Annotated in this window: 19 protein-coding genes and 3 other annotated features; of the genes, 17 read left to right on the top strand and 2 right to left on the bottom strand. The window is 39.2% G+C overall.

Annotation, left to right across the window (positions count from 1 at the left end):
• Nucleotides 1-170: 170 nt before the first annotated feature.
• The 11 genes from JN080_RS03650 (at nt 171) to JN080_RS03600 (ending at nt 10,267) form a co-directional block, all read left to right on the top strand.
• Nucleotides 171-1,202 (top strand): glyceraldehyde-3-phosphate dehydrogenase, encoded by a 1,032-nt coding sequence (locus tag JN080_RS03650; protein WP_256234548.1) that lies wholly within the window; start codon nt 171-173, stop codon nt 1,200-1,202.
• 92 nt (nt 1,203-1,294) lie between these two features.
• Entirely contained in the window at nt 1,295-1,666 is a 372-nt protein-coding gene (locus JN080_RS03645) for a hypothetical protein (protein WP_256234547.1), read from the top strand.
• Nucleotides 1,667-1,826: 160 nt separating this feature from the next.
• Entirely contained in the window at nt 1,827-2,288 is a 462-nt protein-coding gene (gene nrdR / locus JN080_RS03640) for a transcriptional regulator NrdR (RefSeq protein WP_256234546.1), read from the top strand.
• Nucleotides 2,289-2,337: 49 nt separating this feature from the next.
• Complete coding sequence (locus JN080_RS03635; RefSeq protein WP_256234545.1) at nt 2,338-3,732, top strand: replication initiation and membrane attachment family protein; 1,395 nt, start codon at nt 2,338-2,340, stop codon at nt 3,730-3,732.
• Nucleotides 3,733-3,744: 12 nt separating this feature from the next.
• The gene (gene dnaI / locus JN080_RS03630; protein WP_256234544.1) at nt 3,745-4,674 is read left to right on the top strand and encodes a primosomal protein DnaI; all 930 of its coding nucleotides are present in this window, start codon (nt 3,745-3,747) and stop codon (nt 4,672-4,674) included.
• Nucleotides 4,675-4,834: 160 nt separating this feature from the next.
• On the top strand, nt 4,835-5,722 hold the full coding sequence (gene ytxC / locus JN080_RS03625) for a putative sporulation protein YtxC (RefSeq protein ID WP_256234543.1): 888 nt from the start codon (nt 4,835-4,837) through the stop codon (nt 5,720-5,722).
• 135 nt (nt 5,723-5,857) lie between these two features.
• Nucleotides 5,858-6,098 (top strand) — a binding site (T-box leader).
• A gap of 50 nt (nt 6,099-6,148) precedes the next feature.
• Nucleotides 6,149-8,083, top strand: coding sequence for a threonine--tRNA ligase (thrS, locus tag JN080_RS03620; protein WP_256234542.1), 1,935 nt, complete (start codon nt 6,149-6,151; stop codon nt 8,081-8,083).
• Nucleotides 8,084-8,464: 381 nt separating this feature from the next.
• Nucleotides 8,465-8,598: a sequence feature (ribosomal protein L20 leader region), on the top strand.
• Between the two features lie 134 nt (nt 8,599-8,732).
• Nucleotides 8,733-9,251 carry a translation initiation factor IF-3 gene (infC, locus tag JN080_RS03615; protein ID WP_256234703.1) on the top strand — a complete coding sequence of 173 codons (519 nt, stop codon included), beginning with the start codon at nt 8,733-8,735 and terminating at the stop codon, nt 9,249-9,251.
• Nucleotides 9,252-9,269: 18 nt separating this feature from the next.
• Nucleotides 9,270-9,470 (top strand): 50S ribosomal protein L35, encoded by a 201-nt coding sequence (rpmI, locus tag JN080_RS03610; protein ID WP_256234541.1) that lies wholly within the window; start codon nt 9,270-9,272, stop codon nt 9,468-9,470.
• A 35-nt stretch (nt 9,471-9,505) separates the two neighbouring features.
• A complete protein-coding gene (gene rplT, locus JN080_RS03605) occupies nt 9,506-9,865 on the top strand; it encodes a 50S ribosomal protein L20 (RefSeq protein ID WP_256234540.1) in 360 nt (119 codons plus the stop codon).
• A 126-nt stretch (nt 9,866-9,991) separates the two neighbouring features.
• Nucleotides 9,992-10,267, top strand: a complete 276-nt coding sequence (locus tag JN080_RS03600; protein ID WP_256234539.1) for a DUF1294 domain-containing protein — start codon at nt 9,992-9,994, stop codon at nt 10,265-10,267.
• Here JN080_RS03600 and JN080_RS03595 read toward each other — a convergent pair.
• Entirely contained in the window at nt 10,264-10,656 is a 393-nt protein-coding gene (locus JN080_RS03595; RefSeq protein WP_256234538.1) for a sigma-w pathway protein ysdB, read from the bottom strand. The genes JN080_RS03600 and JN080_RS03595 overlap by 4 nt on opposite strands.
• 103 nt (nt 10,657-10,759) lie before the next feature.
• On the opposite strand from JN080_RS03595, the gene JN080_RS03590 reads away from it, so the two are divergent.
• Nucleotides 10,760-11,251 carry a dUTP diphosphatase gene (locus tag JN080_RS03590; protein WP_256234537.1) on the top strand — a complete coding sequence of 164 codons (492 nt, stop codon included), beginning with the start codon at nt 10,760-10,762 and terminating at the stop codon, nt 11,249-11,251.
• A 64-nt stretch (nt 11,252-11,315) separates the two neighbouring features.
• Nucleotides 11,316-12,401, top strand: a complete 1,086-nt coding sequence (locus tag JN080_RS03585; RefSeq protein WP_256234536.1) for a M42 family metallopeptidase — start codon at nt 11,316-11,318, stop codon at nt 12,399-12,401.
• A 179-nt stretch (nt 12,402-12,580) separates the two neighbouring features.
• Here JN080_RS03585 and sspI read toward each other — a convergent pair whose 3' ends face one another.
• Nucleotides 12,581-12,790, bottom strand: a complete 210-nt coding sequence (sspI, locus tag JN080_RS03580) for a small acid-soluble spore protein SspI (protein WP_256234534.1) — start codon at nt 12,788-12,790, stop codon at nt 12,581-12,583.
• 119 nt (nt 12,791-12,909) lie between these two features.
• On the opposite strand from sspI, the gene JN080_RS03575 reads away from it, so the two are divergent.
• The 4 genes from JN080_RS03575 (at nt 12,910) to JN080_RS03560 (ending at nt 18,199) form a co-directional block, all read left to right on the top strand.
• A complete protein-coding gene (locus JN080_RS03575) occupies nt 12,910-13,671 on the top strand; it encodes a TrmH family RNA methyltransferase (RefSeq protein ID WP_256234533.1) in 762 nt (253 codons plus the stop codon).
• A 64-nt stretch (nt 13,672-13,735) separates the two neighbouring features.
• Nucleotides 13,736-13,978 (top strand) — a binding site (T-box leader).
• A gap of 142 nt (nt 13,979-14,120) precedes the next feature.
• On the top strand, nt 14,121-15,158 hold the full coding sequence (pheS, locus tag JN080_RS03570; RefSeq protein ID WP_256234532.1) for a phenylalanine--tRNA ligase subunit alpha: 1,038 nt from the start codon (nt 14,121-14,123) through the stop codon (nt 15,156-15,158).
• Nucleotides 15,159-15,179: 21 nt separating this feature from the next.
• Nucleotides 15,180-17,594 carry a phenylalanine--tRNA ligase subunit beta gene (pheT, locus tag JN080_RS03565; RefSeq protein ID WP_256234531.1) on the top strand — a complete coding sequence of 805 codons (2,415 nt, stop codon included), beginning with the start codon at nt 15,180-15,182 and terminating at the stop codon, nt 17,592-17,594.
• A 188-nt stretch (nt 17,595-17,782) separates the two neighbouring features.
• Nucleotides 17,783-18,199 carry a DUF6306 domain-containing protein gene (locus tag JN080_RS03560; protein WP_256234530.1) on the top strand — a complete coding sequence of 139 codons (417 nt, stop codon included), beginning with the start codon at nt 17,783-17,785 and terminating at the stop codon, nt 18,197-18,199.
• Nucleotides 18,200-18,207 lie beyond the last annotated feature (8 nt).

Here is an 18,207-nt window from a genome sequence, read left to right as displayed (position 1 = left end):
AAAAAGAGGGTTATCCCTCTTTTTTTTGTGCAAAAAAGTTATTACTATTAAAAGGTGAAAAACAATTTAAAATTCCACAATTAAATTAGTCACAAAATAATTCTAATATGTTATACTATTTGTATTAAAACAAAGAATGAGTATAACATTAATGTGGAAGGAGCCGTCAAATGAAAGCAAGAATTGCAATCAACGGTTTTGGAAGAATTGGAAGAATGGTATTTAAAAAAGCTATCACGGAAGATAAACTTGAAGTTGTTGCCATAAATGCAAGTTATCCAGCTGAAACATTAGCACATTTAATAAAGTATGATTCGGTTCATGGTCCATTCAATGGAGAAGTCATTGCATTGGAAAATGAATTAATTGTAAATGGAAAAAGAGTAAAACTAGTAAACAACCGAAATCCTGAACAGCTTCCATGGGGAGAAATGGATATTGATATTGTTATAGAGGCAACTGGAAAATTTAATTCACGTGAAAAAGCCAGCCTACATCTTGATGCCGGGGCCAAAAAGGTTATTTTAACAGCACCTGGAAAAAATGAAGATGTAACGATCGTTATGGGTGTAAATGAAGATGTGCTTAATATCGATCAACATCAAATTATTTCGAATGCATCCTGTACAACCAACTGTCTTGCACCGGTTGCAAAAGTATTAAACGAAAAGTTTGGGATCATAAATGGATTAATGACAACCATACATTCTTATACAAATGATCAGAAAAATATCGATAACCCTCATAAGGATTTACGCCGTGCACGAGCGTGTGCTCAATCGATTATTCCAACGACTACAGGTGCAGCAAAGGCATTAGCCCTTGTTTTACCAGAATTAAAAGGAAAATTGCACGGTATTTCTCTGCGTGTACCAACACCAAATGTGTCGCTCGTTGATTTAGTCGTTGATTTAAAAAAGGATGTAACCGTAGAAGCTGTTAACAGCGCCTTCATCGAAGCATCCAATGGATCATTAAAAGGAATTCTGGGATTTACGACGGAACCATTGGTGTCTGTGGATTTTAATTCAAATGAACATTCTGCAGTTATTGATGGCCTTACAACGATGGTAATGGGTACAAATAAAGTAAAGGTTTTGGCTTGGTATGACAATGAGTGGGGTTACTCATGCCGAGTGGTAGACCTGACACTTCATGTTGCTCAAGAAATGGCTAAGAAAACCCGAATTAAAGTAAGTTAACCAAAAATGCTGCCGACAAGGCAGCATTTTTCATATTTCTTAAAATGTTGTTAACGCTATTTATAAAGGTTAATTTCATTGGAGGGAATAACATGGCAATCACAGATATTTTCTTGAACTTTAAAAAACAAATTGAAACCTCTGATCAGCAGCGGGATGAGGGGTTAAAAACCCACTACTACAAAGGAAATAAAAATCAACTATTTGAGACGATCGAACAAATCATTCGCCAGGATGCTGACAGTCGAATTACAACTGTTTCAAAGGAACGCGGAGAAATCGCAGTTGAAATAACCAAACCAATTCCTTGCTTCATGGTGGTGACGATTGTTTCAAACAAGCCACTTGAAACAGCGGTCGACTTTACGATTTCAACAGAAAAAAAATTCCCTTTCGGTGTTTATCCCGCGTTAAGAAAAAGGGCGATTTCGTTTTATGAACGGATTGACAAACTCCATACCTAAGATAGTGGATCAAGTAAAAATTCTTAATTGTTTACTTGTTTTACGATGGTCTTTTTAATATGATAAGTATGTATAAATTCTTGACCTAAAGAAAAGCCTGGTTTCACGCACAGGACTAAATGATCTTGTTTTGTAGCAATAGATTTGGAGTTGATTAGTCATGAAATGCCCTTCATGTCAAAATTATGGTACACGAGTGCTAGATTCCCGGCCTGTTGACGAGGGGCGGGCTACAAGAAGAAGACGGGAATGTGAAGAATGCGGCTATCGTTTCACTACATTTGAAAAAATTGAGGATATCCCGCTTATTGTTGTTAAAAAGGATGGGACACGCGAGGAATTTAGCCGTGATAAAATTTTACGCGGGTTAATTAAAGCATGTGAGAAAAGGCCTGTTGCGCTTAAAGATCTTGAGGATATTACCCATGGAGTTGAAAAAGGTATCCGCAGCCAAGGGATTTCTGAAATCAAAAGCGATGAGGTAGGAGAAATGGTGATGGACAGGCTTGCACATGTAGATGAAGTTGCCTATGTAAGATTTGCCTCAGTTTATCGTCAATTTAAAGATATAAATGTTTTTATTGAAGAATTAAAAGAATTAATCAAGAAAGAGAAATCTTAGGGAGCTAAAGATATTTGGCTCCTTATTCTTTGAAGAAAGGTTGAATGCTATGGGGCAGCATTGGCAGGAACTTGTTCCAGTCGATCGTTATATTGTTTATGCAAATGGGCTGCTTCATGATTATGATCGTAAGGTGCTGACTTTCTTATATCAGCCCTTAATAGGTTCCGTTTGTTTTAGTTTGTATATGACACTTTGGGCAGAGCTTGAGGAAAATCGGTTATGGTCTGAATCATCCTCTCATCACATATTAATGAATTTGCTTGGAATCAATTTAAATGAAATATATGAAGCGAGGCTTAAATTAGAAGGGATCGGACTTTTAAAAACCTTTGTTAAGGAAGAGGATGATATCCGTTCCTTTATTTATGAGCTGCAGCCTCCGCTAACTCCCGAGCAATTTTTTCTGGATGGAATGTTAAATATTTATTTATATAGAAAAATCGGTAAAAATCACTTTTCCCGATTGAAACGTTTTTTTAGCGATCACAAGAATCAGGTTGAAAACGAATACCACGATGTCACAAAAGCCTTTCAGGATGTTTATTCATCTGCCACTCCTAAAAGTATTCAGTATATGCAGGATGTAGCAGGAGATTTAAGGGCAGATGATGACAAAATCTTTATTGGGCGAAATGAGCAGGATGCTATTCAAATAGATTTGAATCACTTTGATTTTGCTTTGTTAACGGCCGGTTTAAATGAATCGCTTGTTCCTAAAAAGGCTTTAACGAAAAAAGTGAAAGATGTAATTAGCAATCTTGCTTTCCTTTATACAATTGATGCAATTCAAATGAAAAATATCATCTTTAGTGCGATCGATGAAAACAATGAAATTAATATCGAGGAATTAAGGAAAGCGGCTCGTGATTGGTATCAATTTGAGCATCAAGATAAGTTGCCCAGCCTAATTGAACGTATTCAACCTGTCTTGTATCAATCGCAGAAAGTTGAGCCAAAAACCAAAGAAGAAAAATTAATTCATTATTTAGAAACTACCTCACCATTGCAGGTATTAAAAGACGTATCTGGGGGTGCCGAGCCTTCTCAAGCAGATATTCAAATTATTGAAGATGTTATGTTTAAACAAAAGCTCTTGCCGGGCGTTATTAATGTTCTTATCCAGTTTGTTATGCTGAGAACGGATATGAAATTAACGAAAAGCTATGTTGAGAAAATTGCCAGCCATTGGACTAGGAAACAAATAAAAACAGTTAAAGAGGCAATGGAATTAGCAAAGAATGAACATCGGACATATCTGGATTGGAGCAGTGGAAAGAAGAGTGGAAGAACTGCAAAACAAAAACCAATCCGGACAGAAATTTTACCTGATTGGTTTGATGAAGAGCCGCAAAAACCAACACATGTACCACAAAAAGAAAATGAAGATGCAGCAGCGAAAAAGCGAGAAATTGAAGAAATCCTTAAAGAGTTCCGCAAATAGGGAGGTGGAAAAATGGAAAAGATCAATCAAACATTAAAGCGGCTGTCTTCAAATGAAAGCTTTCAAAAACGATATGCTCAAATCAGAAATCAGGTTCTCGAGCACCCTGACATTAAAGCGTTCTTAGCAGTAAACCAAGATCAGTTGAGTCAGGAAATCATTGAAAAAAGTATAACGAAATTATTTGAGTACATTAATCAGAGCAAAGAATGTAATCAATGTCAGAGCCTTGACGGCTGTATAAACATTATGAAGGGCTATCATCCCAAATTGGTGATAAAAAGGAATATAATTGATATTCAATATGAGCGATGTCCCCGCAAAATCATGGACGATGAAAAGCGTAAAAATGAACGGTTAATTAAAAGCTTACATGTACCGAAGGACATATTAAAAGCATCATTTGATAATCTAGAACAGGATTCATCACGTTTTGAAGCTGTAAAAAAGGCGGCATTGTTTGTAAAAAACTATGACCCAAATAATAACCAAAAAGGTTTATATTTTTATGGGAAGTTTGGTGTGGGGAAATCCTATTTACTTGGAGCTATTGCAAATGAACTTGCTAAAAAACAAATTTCTTCGATGATCGTTTATGTTCCCGAGTTATTTAGAGAATTAAAAAGTTCAATTGGTGATTCTACTTTAAATGAAAAAGTTGAAGCATTGAAAAACGAACCAATTCTGATGATGGATGATATTGGTGCTGAAGCTGTATCAAGCTGGACGAGAGATGAAATTTTAGGACCAGTCCTTCAATTTCGGATGCTTGAGAACCTGCCAACCTTTTTTACATCAAACTTTGATTTCAAAGGGCTCGAGCATCATCTGGCCTATAGTCAGCGCGGCGAGGAGGAAAAATTGAAAGCACGAAGAATTTTGGAGCGAATCCGTTATTTGAGTGAACCAATTGAAGTTGATGGGCCAAACCGCAGACTTTAGAAAGCGGGAGCGCATATAAGTAACGATTGTCTTATGTAAAACCAAAACTGCCGGCATTATGGCAGTTTTTTTCTTTATACAGCTATTTGCGCCTGATTCTATTTTGGTCAAGTCCCCCATATACATTAAATATGGAAATATAGGTGAAGGGGGGATTTGGTTGGCAGAAATCGTCTTCCAAAGCAAGGATGATGCTGAAAAGTTTTATCATCACTTGTTGAAATATTTAAAGCTTTCAAATAATCATGAAGAAATTCTTCTAATTGAAGACCGACATATATTGAAGATTATTGATGATAAACTAACTAGTGCTTGCTTGAAGCATGTTAGAAAAGCATTTTACGAGTTTGTCATTGATGTTAAACGGGATGATTGGCTTAAGAGAATTTTAGCGGAAAATTATTATTTTCAAGATCCGGAAGAGCAACGGCATATTATGGAAATTGTCTATTCTATCCTTGAAGGGGAAAGAAAAGACTTAGAGATTTTTCTAGAAAAAACAAATGAGAAGCAAAGAATTAAAGAAGCAATTGAGCAAGTCTTTCAAGAAAATATTTCACTCTCGTTTGATTCCTTTATTAAATTCCGGCTGCGTCCGTATTTTCTTGATTTAGAAAGCTATGTAAAAATCTCAATCGATGAATATAAAATGGAGCAGGAGTACCAAATATTTGTGCAAACGCTTCGCGAATTTTTACATGATCGAACACCCAAAATGGAGGCTCTTCACTTATTGCTTGGTGAAGAAATAATCTTTTATAATGAAAGCTTAGAAGAAATAAAAAGGGGCGAACTTATTAAAATGATTGACAGGAAACTGCTCTTCAATCACCCTGTCTATGTGGATTCTGCTTCAATTGCCCCGCTTTTATCAATTGCCCCTACAACGATTTTCCTCTATACGAAAAACCCGGAAGAGGCGCTTGTAAGGACGATTTCGAATATTTTTGAAGAGAGGGTTTCGATTATGCCTTTCCATACCTTTTGTGATCAAATTCAATGGGTAAAGTGGGAAAAAAACACCAAAAAGTCAGAAAATGGTGCATAAAGATAATTATATAAAAAAACTTTGCAGGCTGTCATTTACTCATCCCTTGATTTTTGGGAATATAATCATTATAATAACCTACATAGTAAGAGAGCGGTAGACTCCAAACCGCTTATCACTTAAAAACGATATCCAGCAAAAGTAATGATAAGGATAACAGTATTCACTTACGGTTTGAAGAGAGGGAAGTCCAGGCTGCAAGCTTCCTAACACGAATTGAGTGCTTACCGCCTTTAAACTTCAGCTGTGAACGCTTCTTTAGAAGCAAGTAATTGCTGACGGCTGCAGCCGTTATATCTCCAAAAGTCACTTAATCTAATCTTTGATGTAAGTGAAAAATTTGGGTGGAACCACGTGTAATCAACTCGTCCCTATTCCAGGGAGGGGTTTTTTTATTGCCTTAAAAATGAAAAGGAGGAAGATATCATGTCAGATGTTGTTAAGTTAACGTTTCCTGATGGAGCGGTAAAGGAATTTTCACAAGGAACAACAACAGAAGATGTTGCCGGGTCTATCAGTCCGGGACTAAAGAAAAAAGCAATTGCTGGTAAATGGAACGGACAAATGGTTGATCTTCGCCGTCAAATCCCTGAAGACGGTTCTATAGAAATTGTTACACCTGAATCAAAGGACGCGTTAGAGGTGCTCCGTCACAGTACAGCCCATCTAATGGCTCAGGCAGTAAAAAGACTGTATCCAGAAGTGAAGCTTGGTGTCGGTCCCGTCATTGAAAGTGGTTTTTATTATGATATGGATCTTGATGTATCATTAACACCTGAAGACCTTCCTAAAATTGAGAAGGAAATGACGAAAATTGTGAATGAAAACCTTGAAGTCATTCGCAAGGAAGTAAGCAGGAATGATGCCGTCAAGCTTTTTAAAGAAGCAGGCGATCCATACAAGCTTGAATTGATCGAAGCAATCCCAGAAGATGAAACGGTAACGATTTATCAACAAGGGGAATTTTTTGATCTTTGCCGCGGTGTCCACGTACCATCCACTGGTAAGATTAAAGTATTTAAATTACTTAGCATTGCCGGAGCGTATTGGCGCGGTGACAGCGATAATAAAATGTTACAGCGGATCTATGGAACAGCCTTCTTCAAAAAAGAAGATTTGGACGAGCATCTCCGGTTATTAGAAGAAGCAAAAGAGCGGGACCACCGCAAGATTGGGAAAGAATTAAATTTATTTACGACTTCACAATTGGTTGGACAAGGACTGCCAATATGGCTTCCAAAGGGAGCAACCATCCGCCGTATCGTTGAGCGCTATATTGTCGATAAGGAAGTAAGTTTAGGATACGACCATGTTTATACGCCAATTATGGGAAGTGTAGATTTATACAAAACATCGGGACACTGGGCTCACTATCAGGAAGATATGTTTCCAGTGATGGAAATGGATAATGAGCAGCTTGTGCTTCGCCCAATGAACTGTCCACACCACATGATGGTTTATAAAAACGGAATCCACAGCTATCGGGAGCTTCCAATCAGGGTAGCAGAGCTAGGTCTAATGCATCGCTATGAAATGTCTGGTGCGTTATCTGGTTTACAGCGCGTCCGCGGAATGACTTTGAATGATGCTCACATCTTTGTTCGGCCAGATCAAATTAAAGATGAGTTCCAGCGTGTAGTTCGGTTAATTTTGGATGTATACAAGGATTTCGACATAAACGATTATTCCTTCCGTTTATCCTACCGTGACCCACAGGATACAGAGAAGTATTTTGATGATGATGCGATGTGGGAAAAAGCACAAAGTATGTTGAAGGGTGCAATGGATGATCTTGGTCTTGAATATTATGAAGCTGAAGGCGAAGCCGCATTCTATGGTCCAAAGCTCGATGTTCAAGTAAGAACAGCGTTAGGTAAGGACGAAACGCTCTCGACTGTGCAGTTAGATTTCTTGCTGCCTGAACGGTTTGATTTAACGTATATTGGGGAAGATGGGAAACAGCATCGCCCTGTTGTAATCCACCGCGGCGTGGTTTCGACAATGGAACGATTTGTTGCATTCTTAATTGAAGAGTACAAGGGTGCGTTCCCAACATGGCTTGCTCCTGTTCAAGTACAAGTTATTCCTGTCTCTCCAGAAGTTCACTACGATTATGCAAAGAAGGTACAAGAAAAGCTCAAGAGTGAAGGCTTCCGTGTCGAATTAGATGGTCGTAACGAAAAGATCAGCTACAAGATTCGTGAAGCACAAATGCAAAAAATACCTTATATGCTTGTTGTCGGTGACAAAGAAGTCAGCGAAGATGCTGTGAATGTCCGTAAATATGGTGAACAGAAATCAGAAACAGTTGACTTTACTGCTTTCCTTGCTTCACTTAAAGCAGAAGTGAAAAAAGGCTAATTAATAGAAAAGCGGAAGCGGCCGTTTAGCGACGTATGGGCAGGGTCCCGCTCCGACTGAGATAAAGGAAACACGAAGAGCGTTAGCGAATCGATGTTGACTTATCGTAGGGAGGAGTGGGTTGCCCACTAGTCGCTGGGCGCTGGCCGACTAAAAGCGCCGCCGTCCTGGCGGCAACGTCGGCACTAGCACTTCCTGTGTGTCGAAGCTAGACATTTCTCGAAGTCAAAAGTGTATACTTTCTTATTTTTTTAAAAATAAATTACCTATTGTAAATGCAAGCTGATTTTGCTAAAATACTATTTGTTGCTAAGAAAAATAGTTGTTTGACTTCTATCTTCGACTATGGTATAGTTACAAAGGTAAATTGAATATGAATTTTAGGAAAAGAAGAAGCACCCGCTTCTCACCTGATTGACGCGGCAAAGGCAGTTGGCAGGTTTACGTGAACGAATGTTGATTCATTGCTATGTTTCGTAAAGTGTGGGTGTTTTCATCCACACTTTTTTGTTTATGTATTTACTTGAAAATTCTTGCCGATTCAACTTAGTGTCATGCGTCAAGGTGAGCATTGGGAGGCATTTCTCGCATAATCCTTTGCAATCTTGACCTGAACGTTGTATTCGTGATTTAACCTTGGAGGTGGCTAATTATTAGCAAAGATATGTTGTTAAACGAGGGCATTCGCGCTCGTGAAATCCGTTTGATTGATCAAAATGGTGAGCAATTAGGGATTAAAACCAAAACTGAAGCACTTGAAATTGCAGCAAGGGTTAATCTTGATTTAGTTTTAGTAGCACCAAATGCGAAGCCCCCGGTTGGTCGGATTATGGACTACGGGAAATTTAAATTCGAACAGCAAAAGAAAGATAAAGAAGCACGTAAGAATCAAAAAATTATCAACATTAAAGAAGTTCGTCTAAGTCCAACGATTGATGAGCATGACTTTGATACAAAACTTCGCAATGCTATCAAATTCCTTGAAAAAGGCGATAAAGTAAAAGCATCCATCCGCTTTAAGGGTCGTGCGATTACTCATAAAGAGATCGGTCAGCGTGTTTTAGACCGTTTTTCTCAAGCGTGCAAGGAAGTGGCTACGATTGAGTCTCATCCTAAAATGGACGGTCGGAGCATGTTCCTGGTTTTAGCACCGAAAAACGAAAAGTAATATAAGGAGGATTTCCAAATGCCAAAAATGAAAACACACCGCGGCGCTGCAAAGCGTGTTAAGAGAACAGGTTCTGGTCAATTAAAACGTGACCATGCTTATACAAGTCACTTATTTGCAAACAAATCTACAAAAGCAAAGCGTAAACTTCGTAAAGCAGGTCTTATTTCTGCAAGTGATTACAAACGCGTTCGTCAAATGTTAGATAATATTAAGTAATCTAGAACGATCGATTTATATTGGAGGGAAATTAAATGCCACGTGTAAAAGGCGGTACAGTTACGCGCAAGCGTCGTAAAAAAGTTCTTAAATTAGCTAAAGGTTATTACGGTTCAAAACATACATTATATAAAGTAGCAAACCAACAGGTTATGAAATCCTTACTATATGCATTTCGTGACCGTCGCCAGAAAAAACGCGACTTCCGCAAACTTTGGATTACTCGTATCAATGCAGCAGCTCGTATAAACGGTCTTTCTTACAGCCGTTTAATGCATGGCTTAAAGCTTGCTGGTATCGAAGTGAATCGTAAAATGCTTGCTGATTTAGCAATCAATGATGCAAATGCATTTGCAGAATTAGCAACTGCAGCTAAACAACAATTTAGCAAATAATTATAGTAAAGCCATTCTCTTCTGAGGATGGCTTTTTGCATAGAAAAGCGGAAGCGCCCGTTTAGCGTAGCTAGACCAGTTCTCAAAGTTTAATAAATCATAGTTTTTTATATAAGGAGCGGGAGAATGGATATTAAAACCACTTTTGTTGTTTGCTATTTAGTCATGAATCTCATTGGTTTATTTATCATGAGGGACGATAAAAACAGAGCTATTCACCACCAGTATCGGATATCTGAAAAAACATTATGGATAACAGCATTTTTCGGGGGTGCTGTAGGAACAACTGCAGGGATGAAGTTGTTCCGTCATAAGACAAAGCATTTATCTTTTAAAATGGGATTTCCGGCTTTAGCGGTCATAGAGATTATTCTTTTTATCGTTCTTTTAGTAAAATATTAATTGGGACCATTTTCAGGAATCAAGGGGTGAATTGACTTTTTCCAGTCGATTTTTGCCAATGGGTATTGTTCGAGAATCTTTTGCTCAATAAAGAGGAAATCTTCTCTATTAAACCCTACTAATGACTCTTCATCCTGAATCCAAATGAAAATAGAAATGACATCTAAGGCGTTCACTTTGATACCTAAATATTTTTCACCTTCAAACACAGCACCTTTATAGGTGAGGATAAAATTTTTCCGGAAATTGTTTATGTCATCATCTAGATAAAATCGTTTTTGTTTCCGTGCAAGCCAAAATCTTTTGTTTGGTGTAAAGGGGAGTTTCCCCAGTACAATTAGAAGGAAAATAATGAGAACAAGTAAAACGTAACGCAGCATCCAAACCATTGTAACGGCCTCCACTTCGTTTTCTATACATACGAAAATGGCGCCGAAAAGTTTCAAATTTCATTTACTTTATCTATTATTGCTTAAAGAAAGGGTGTAGAACATGCAATTGGAAACATTGTTTGAAATGCAGGCAGGTCTTGATCGTTACATTGAAGAAAACCATCAATTAGAGAATGAAGATTTATTTAATCGAAAAGTGCTGGCCCTATTGGTAGAGATAGGAGAATTAGCCAATGAGACCAGGTCTTTTAAGTTTTGGAGTGTAAAGCCCGCTTCCGAAAAAAAGATCATCTTGGAGGAATTTGTTGATGGAATCCACTTTATATTATCACTGGGGATCGAGTGCGGCTTTCAAAAACAACCATTGGAATTAGAGGCTGAACCATCAGTACAAGACATCAACGAACAATTTATAAAAATCTATCAAGCGGTAAGCATCTTTCAAGCTTCAAGAAGCTTGAGCGATTATCAGCATGTCTTTGAAGATTATTTACAATTGGCAATGCTCCTCGGAATCAAGTATGAGGAAATGGAACGGGCATATATTCAAAAAAATGAAGTAAATTATAAAAGACAGAATCAAAACTATTAATTTGTAAGCCTTCTTTTTTAGTGGGTATAATTAAGAAAGCACATAATTAAAAGGGGGTCAATCCATGGCAAAAATGGATGAAACATTGTTGATGTTAAAAGATTTAACTGATGCCAAGGGAGTTGCCGGCAACGAACGGGAAGTCCGCGAAGTGATGAAAAAATACATAGAGCCATATGCAGATGAAATTACCACTGATGGGCTGGGCAGTTTAATTGCAAAAAAGGTTGGAAAACAAGGCGGCCCTAAAATTATGGTTGCCGGCCATTTAGATGAAGTTGGTTTTATGGTGACCCAAATTGATGACAAAGGATTCTTACGCTTTCAAGCCGTTGGTGGCTGGTGGTCTCAGGTTATGCTTGCGCAGCGTGTAACAATCGTAACGAAAAAAGGTGAAGTAACAGGGATTATCGGATCGAAGCCGCCTCATATACTATCAGCTGAAGGGCGGAAAAAGTCGGTTGAGATTAAAGATATGTTCATTGATATCGGTGCATCAAGCCGGGAGGAAGCGACAGAATGGGGCGTACAGCCTGGTGACATGGTTGTCCCTTATTTTGAGTTTACAGTCATGAATAATGAAAAAATGCTTTTGGCAAAGGCATGGGATAACCGAATTGGCTGCGCAATTGCAATTGAAGTGTTAAAGCAGCTGAAAAACGTTGAGCATCCAAATATTGTATTTGGTGTTGGAACTGTCCAAGAAGAAGTTGGAACCCGCGGTGCAAAAACTTCCGCCACAAAAATTGAGCCTGATATCGGTTTTGCGCTTGATGTAGGAATTGCAGGGGATACTCCGGGAATCACGGAAAAAGAAGCACTAGGAAAGATGGGGAAAGGTCCGCAAATTATTTTGTATGATCACTCGCTAGTTTCACATAAAGGTTTACGCGATTTTATTACTGATACAGCGGACGAATTCAATATTCCCTATCAGTTTGATGCGATCCCAGGCGGTGGAACAGATGCCGGTTCTATCCATATGACTAATAATGGTGTTCCTTCGATTGCGGTTACGATTGCAACAAGGTATATTCACTCTCATGCAGCTATGCTTCACCGTGATGACTTTGAAAATACTGTAAAATTACTTGTTGAAGTGATTAAACGACTAGATCGCGAAACCGTTGATAAAATTACGTTTGAATAAGATTTTTCATAACCCTCGGGTGAAAGTGCTCGGGGATTTTTTTTTAAGGACAAAATGAGTGATGGAAAAGAAGGAGTAGTGGAATGAAACGAAGCTAATCATTCCACTTCACGGGAAAAGCCAAGCCAGAGCGGAACGAATAGAAAAGAAAAGCTGCCATCTGGCAGCCTACTTAAATTTTATTGCTTCAACCCACTTTCAAGGGATTGGAGCATTTCTTTTTTATCTTGTTCAGACGAATTTTTCCAGATCACTTCAAATAAGACGCCAAGCCCTGGAAGCATTTTTTCTTCACCAGTTTGAATGGCATCAACGATCGTATCCTCTAGTTGGTCCTGGGAATTGTTGGAAACGTTATGAATAATCGCATTCCGTAAGTTTAAATTCACGAGCTCCCACTCCTTTTTATCGTATTTCTTTTTTATCATTTTCAATTTTGGTTTTATTATGTATATGATTTAAGCTATAATTAGAAAATTACTAGCACTTAGGAAAGGGAGAGACTGTCTTGAAGATGATTCAGTCTATAAAAAATCCACAGGTAAAGCAGTGGAAAAAGCTTTTAACCAAAAAAGAACGAGACAAAACGGGAACCTTTTTAATAGAAGGATTTCATTTAGTTGAGGAAGCTTTAAAGAAACGGGAACAGGTTTTAGAAATCATTGTTTCTGAAAAAATAGAACTGCCGCCGCGCTTAGATTTTGGTTCGGTCCCCGTTACATCCGTAACCGATGAGATTTCGAAGGAATTATCCGACACAGAAGCACCACAGGGGATTTATGCGATATGCCATCAAGGGCCAAATGTCGATTCCAAAGTCCAAGAAGCAAAATCATTTTTACTGATTGATGCCGTTCAAGACCCTGGAAACATGGGTACAATGATCCGCACTGCAGATGCAGCCGGTATTGACGTAGTAATTGTCGGACACGGAAGTGTTGACATTTTCAACTCGAAGGTCTTGCGTTCCGCCCAGGGGAGTCATTTTCATCTTCCAATTGTTCACGGAAACCTTAAGGAATGGATCGAAACCTTGGCGAAAAAAAATATCCCTGTATACGGTACTGCCCTTGAAAATGCAAAAACTTATACAGATACAATGCCCCAAGAACAGTTTGCTTTAATTGTGGGGAATGAAGGAAACGGCATTAAAAAAGAACTATTAGCCAAAACGACCTCAAATCTTTACATTCCTATCTACGGACAAAGTGAGTCGTTAAATGTGGCAGTTGCAGCAGGGATTTTACTATATTATTTAAAAAAACGCTAAAAAAATTTCGTCTACATTTGAATCTGTCGAAAAATTATTATATAATAATCAACAAAATGTTCATAGTTAAACGTTGACGGAGAAAAGTATCTTGTTCATGACCATTTAGGGAGGAAGTGCCTAGACTGAAAGCACTTTTATGGAAATAACAGGAGAAGTTCACCTCCCGAGTTGGCATTGGGACCATTTCACCAATTTGAAATGTAAAAATGCACCGGCATATGCCGTTATCCGAATGAAGCGAACACATTGGTTGTACATAAACGTGTTTAAAAGGGTGGTACCGCGAATAAACCTCGTCCCTTACCAGGGATGGGGTTTTTTTATGCTCATTCGAACAGTCAAGAAGGTTATAAACCTCAAGTATGATCTAGCTCCGCGCCAGATACAGCGACTAATGTACCCGCTAAACGGGCGCTTACATCTTAAAATTAAGGAGGAGAAAAAAGATGCAAGAACGATTAAAGGAACTGCAGGAAGAAGCACTTCAAAAAATTGAACAATCTTCGGGCTTAAAGGAGTTAAACGACATTCGTGTCGCCTATTTAGGAAAAAAGGGACCGATTACGGAGGTATTGCGGGGAATGGGCAAGCTTTCCGCTGAGGAACGTCCAAAAATGGGTGCTCTCGTCAACGATGTCCGCGAAATTATTTCTGAGAAAATCGAAGCAAAGCAAACGGAACTGGAAGAAGCAGCTGTTTTAGAAAAATTGGCTTCTGAAACGATTGATGTAACGCTTCCAGGACGACCGATTAAGGCAGGGAACCATCATCCGCTAACAAAGATTATTGAAGAAATTGAAGATTTATTTATTGGCATGGGATATCAGGTCGCGGAGGGACCTGAAGTAGAACAAGATTACTATAACTTTGAGGCTCTTAATTTACCAAAAAGCCATCCAGCCCGTGATATGCAAGATTCCTTTTATATTACAGACGAAATATTATTAAGGACACATACATCCCCAGTTCAGGCCCGCACGATGCAAAAGAACCAGGGCAAGGGACCAATAAAAATTATTTGCCCTGGTAAAGTATATCGTCGCGATAATGACGACGCGACCCATTCCCACCAGTTCATGCAAATTGAAGGACTTGTTGTCGGTGAAAATATTCGCATGAGCGATTTAGCAGGGACACTTGAAGTATTTGCAAAGAAACTGTTTGGTGAAGACCGTGAAATCAGACTAAGACCAAGCTTTTTCCCATTCACCGAGCCTTCGGTTGAAATGGATATTTCCTGTAAAATATGCGGCGGCAAGGGCTGTCATGTATGTAAAGGTACAGGCTGGATTGAAATCCTCGGCGCAGGCATGGTTCATCCGAACGTGCTTGAAATGGCCGGCTATGACTCCAAGAAGTACACAGGATTTGCATTTGGCATGGGTCCAGAGCGGATTGCGATGCTGAAATATGGAGTGGATGATATTCGCCATTTCTATACAAATGATGTCCGGTTCTTAAATCAATTTTCTAAACACGAATAAAGAAATAAGGAGGATAACGATATGTTCGTTTCATATAAATGGCTCCAAGACTATGTAGACCTGTCCGGAGTATCGGCAAAAGAGCTTGCAGAAAAAATAACAAAAAGCGGGATTGAAGTAGAAGGCGTTGAAGTTTTGAATGAAGGAATACAAGGAGTCGTTATAGGCTATGTCCTTGAATGCGAGGATCACCCAAATTCCGATCATCTCCACAAGTGCCTTGTTGACCTTGGTGAGGAAGCGCCTGTGCAAATTATTTGCGGAGCACCAAACGTTGCCCAGGGACAAAAAGTTGCTGTTGCAAAGGTTGGCGCAGTTTTACCGGGAAACTTCAAAATTAAGCGTGCTAAGCTTCGCGGTGAAGAATCAAATGGTATGATTTGCTCGCTTCAGGAGCTTGGAATCGAAGGAAAAGTAGTGGCAAAAGAATATTCAACAGGAATATTTGTTTTCCCTGCAGATGCTGAGGTAGGAACTGACGCAATTGCATTATTAAATCGTGATGATCAAGTCCTGGAACTGGGGTTAACACCAAATCGTGCAGACTGTTTAAGCATGCTGGGAGTTGCCTATGAAGTAGCTGCTATTTTAAGCCGAGAAGTAAAATTGCCTGAAACAAATTTACAGCCAATCCGGGAAAAAGCATCGGACTATATTAAAGTAACAGTTGAGGCTAATGAGGATAACCCGTTGTATTCGGCAACAGTAATTAAAAATGTGAAAATCGGCCCATCGCCATTATGGATGCAAACACGCCTGATGTCTTCGGGAATTCGCCCACACAATAATGTTGTTGATATTACCAATTATATTTTACTGGAGTATGGCCAGCCTTTGCATGCATTTGATTATGACCGCTTAGGCTCGAAAGAAATTCTTGTCCGCCGCGCTAAGGATGGAGAAACAATTGTAACGCTTGATGATGCAAAACGGACGCTGACTTCTGAGCATCTTGTGATTACGAACGGGAATAAACCGGTTGCTTTAGCAGGAGTGATGGGAGGAGCAAATTCTGAAGTAAGCCCCGAAACGACAACTGTTTTATTAGAAGCAGCTTATTTTGCAGGTGTTGTGATCCGCAAGGCTTCCAAGGATCATGGCTTAAGAAGTGAAGCAAGCAACCGCTACGAAAAAGGTGTTGATCCTAACCGGGTTCGAGCAGCAGGTGAACGCGCTGCCTATCTCATGGCAAAATATGCAAATGGTGAAGTTCTTGAAGGTTCTGTTGAAGTCGATACGTTAACCATTGAACCGGAGGTTATTTCCATCACCCTTGAAAAAGTAAATCGTGTTCTAGGTACAAACGTTTCGGTTGTTGAAGCGAAAGAAATTTTTGACCGTCTTCAATTTGAAGCAAGTGTTGATGGGGATACCATCACTGTTACCGTTCCAACCCGACGCGGCGATATTAAAATTGAAGAGGATTTAATTGAAGAGGTTGCCCGACTTTACGGATACGATAATATTCCGAAAACATTGCCAGTTGGTTCGACTACACCAGGCCGGTTAACGGAATATCAGCAAAAGCGCCGAATTGTTCGCCAGTTCCTTGAAGGAGCAGGACTTTATCAAGCATTTACCTATTCGTTAACGAGCGAAGAGAAAGTAAATCAATATGCGCTTGAAAAAAGAGAAGCCATTCGACTTGCGATGCCGATGAGTGAAGACCGCAGCATGCTTCGCTTAAGTATTCTGCCACAATTGCTTGAGGTTTTAAAATATAACAGTGCCCGTCAGAATGACAGTTTAGCGATCTATGAAACAGGTGCAGTATTTCTAGCAAATGGAAAAGATGTACAGCCTGAAGAACAGGAACATCTAGCTGCGGCAATGACTGGACTTTGGCATAACCATTCATGGCAGGGAGAGAAGAAGCCTGTAGACTTCTTTGTTATAAAAGGGTTATTGGAAGGCTTGTTCGAACGGCTTGGCTTAACGGCTCAAGTAGAGTACACAAAAGCAAATGTGGAAGGCATGCATCCTGGGCGGACTGCTGATATTCTTTTAAATGGCGAGCGTATTGGCTTCATTGGCCAAGTACATCCAAGTGTCCAAAAAGAACTCGATTTAAAAGACACACTGGTCTTTGAGCTTTCTTTGAAAGCAGTGCTTGATACGGCAACTGAACCGCTTCAATACACGGCTATACCAAGATTCCCATCGATTACAAGGGATATTGCTCTCGTAGCTGATAAAGAAACAGCTTCAGGAACATTGAAGAAAATCATCCTAACTGCTGGAGAACCACTTTTGAAAGAAGCGCATGTTTTTGACTTGTACGAGGGTGAGCATATGGAAGCAGGCAAAAAATCGATTGCTTTCTCATTGAAGTATGCCGACCCTGAACGTACATTAACTGATGAAGAAGTTACAAAGGTTCATGACAAAGTACTAAAGGCCTTAGCTGAACAAGCAGGAGCAGTCTTAAGGGGATAAGAAGAAAAACGGTTTTTCGACGAATATAATGAGTACCCGGGGTCAAACTCCGGGTGCTTTTTTATTTGCTATTAAATTTAAATATTGTTAATTTTTGCATTTTTGTGATCTGAAACACACTAAACACTATGGAAGTGTTGTATATTAAAAGGTGTTTTCGATTAAATTTTTCAATGGGGGAAATGAATATGGGAGAAAGCCAGCAATTAATTGATCTTTTAAATGCATTGCTCGAAGCGGAACGAGCAGGAGTGGAGACAGCGAATCATTTGCAAACAGAATATCCGTCTGAGGAATTGAATGAACAGTATAAACAGCTGAAAAAAGACGAGGCATGGAGCTGTGCAGGTCTGCATAGTGCCATTTTGCGTGAAGGAGGCAAACCCAGCATGCAAACCGGTGATTTTATTGATAAAGTCGCCGCATTGGATTCGTTGAAGGAAAAACTGCTCCTTCTTAATAAAGGTCAGACGTGGGTTGCGCGCAAAATTGACGTTGCTTTAGGATATGGAACTCAATCCGAGACAGAGGCGTTCTTAAAAGAAATGAAAGAAAAGCATCACACCAATATTGGTGAAATGGAAAAATACCTGCTTGGAAAATAAATGGAACT

It is taken from the genome of Bacillus sp. EB600 (assembly GCF_024494385.1).
Classification (GTDB): Bacteria; Bacillota; Bacilli; order Bacillales; family Cytobacillaceae; genus JAEVLT01.
This window is presented reverse-complemented; position numbering and strand designations above follow the sequence as displayed.

Excerpts from the sequence above, each read along its gene's own strand:
- JN080_RS03600 (WP_256234539.1), top strand. The coding sequence starts at position 9,992 with ATGGATATTAAAACCACTTTTGTTGTTTGCTATTTAGTCATGAATCTC.
- dnaI (WP_256234544.1), top strand. The coding sequence starts at position 3,745 with ATGGAAAAGATCAATCAAACATTAAAGCGGCTGTCTTCAAATGAAAGC.
- JN080_RS03595 (WP_256234538.1), bottom strand. The coding sequence starts at position 10,656 with ATGGTTTGGATGCTGCGTTACGTTTTACTTGTTCTCATTATTTTCCTT.
- rpmI (WP_256234541.1), top strand. The coding sequence starts at position 9,270 with ATGCCAAAAATGAAAACACACCGCGGCGCTGCAAAGCGTGTTAAGAGA.
- JN080_RS03645 (WP_256234547.1), top strand. The coding sequence starts at position 1,295 with ATGGCAATCACAGATATTTTCTTGAACTTTAAAAAACAAATTGAAACC.
- JN080_RS03585 (WP_256234536.1), top strand. The coding sequence starts at position 11,316 with ATGGCAAAAATGGATGAAACATTGTTGATGTTAAAAGATTTAACTGAT.
- pheS (WP_256234532.1), top strand. The coding sequence starts at position 14,121 with ATGCAAGAACGATTAAAGGAACTGCAGGAAGAAGCACTTCAAAAAATT.
- JN080_RS03590 (WP_256234537.1), top strand. The coding sequence starts at position 10,760 with ATGCAATTGGAAACATTGTTTGAAATGCAGGCAGGTCTTGATCGTTAC.
- thrS (WP_256234542.1), top strand. The coding sequence starts at position 6,149 with ATGTCAGATGTTGTTAAGTTAACGTTTCCTGATGGAGCGGTAAAGGAA.
- JN080_RS03650 (WP_256234548.1), top strand. The coding sequence starts at position 171 with ATGAAAGCAAGAATTGCAATCAACGGTTTTGGAAGAATTGGAAGAATG.
- rplT (WP_256234540.1), top strand. The coding sequence starts at position 9,506 with ATGCCACGTGTAAAAGGCGGTACAGTTACGCGCAAGCGTCGTAAAAAA.
- JN080_RS03635 (WP_256234545.1), top strand. The coding sequence starts at position 2,338 with ATGGGGCAGCATTGGCAGGAACTTGTTCCAGTCGATCGTTATATTGTT.
- nrdR (WP_256234546.1), top strand. The coding sequence starts at position 1,827 with ATGAAATGCCCTTCATGTCAAAATTATGGTACACGAGTGCTAGATTCC.
- pheT (WP_256234531.1), top strand. The coding sequence starts at position 15,180 with ATGTTCGTTTCATATAAATGGCTCCAAGACTATGTAGACCTGTCCGGA.
- JN080_RS03560 (WP_256234530.1), top strand. The coding sequence starts at position 17,783 with ATGGGAGAAAGCCAGCAATTAATTGATCTTTTAAATGCATTGCTCGAA.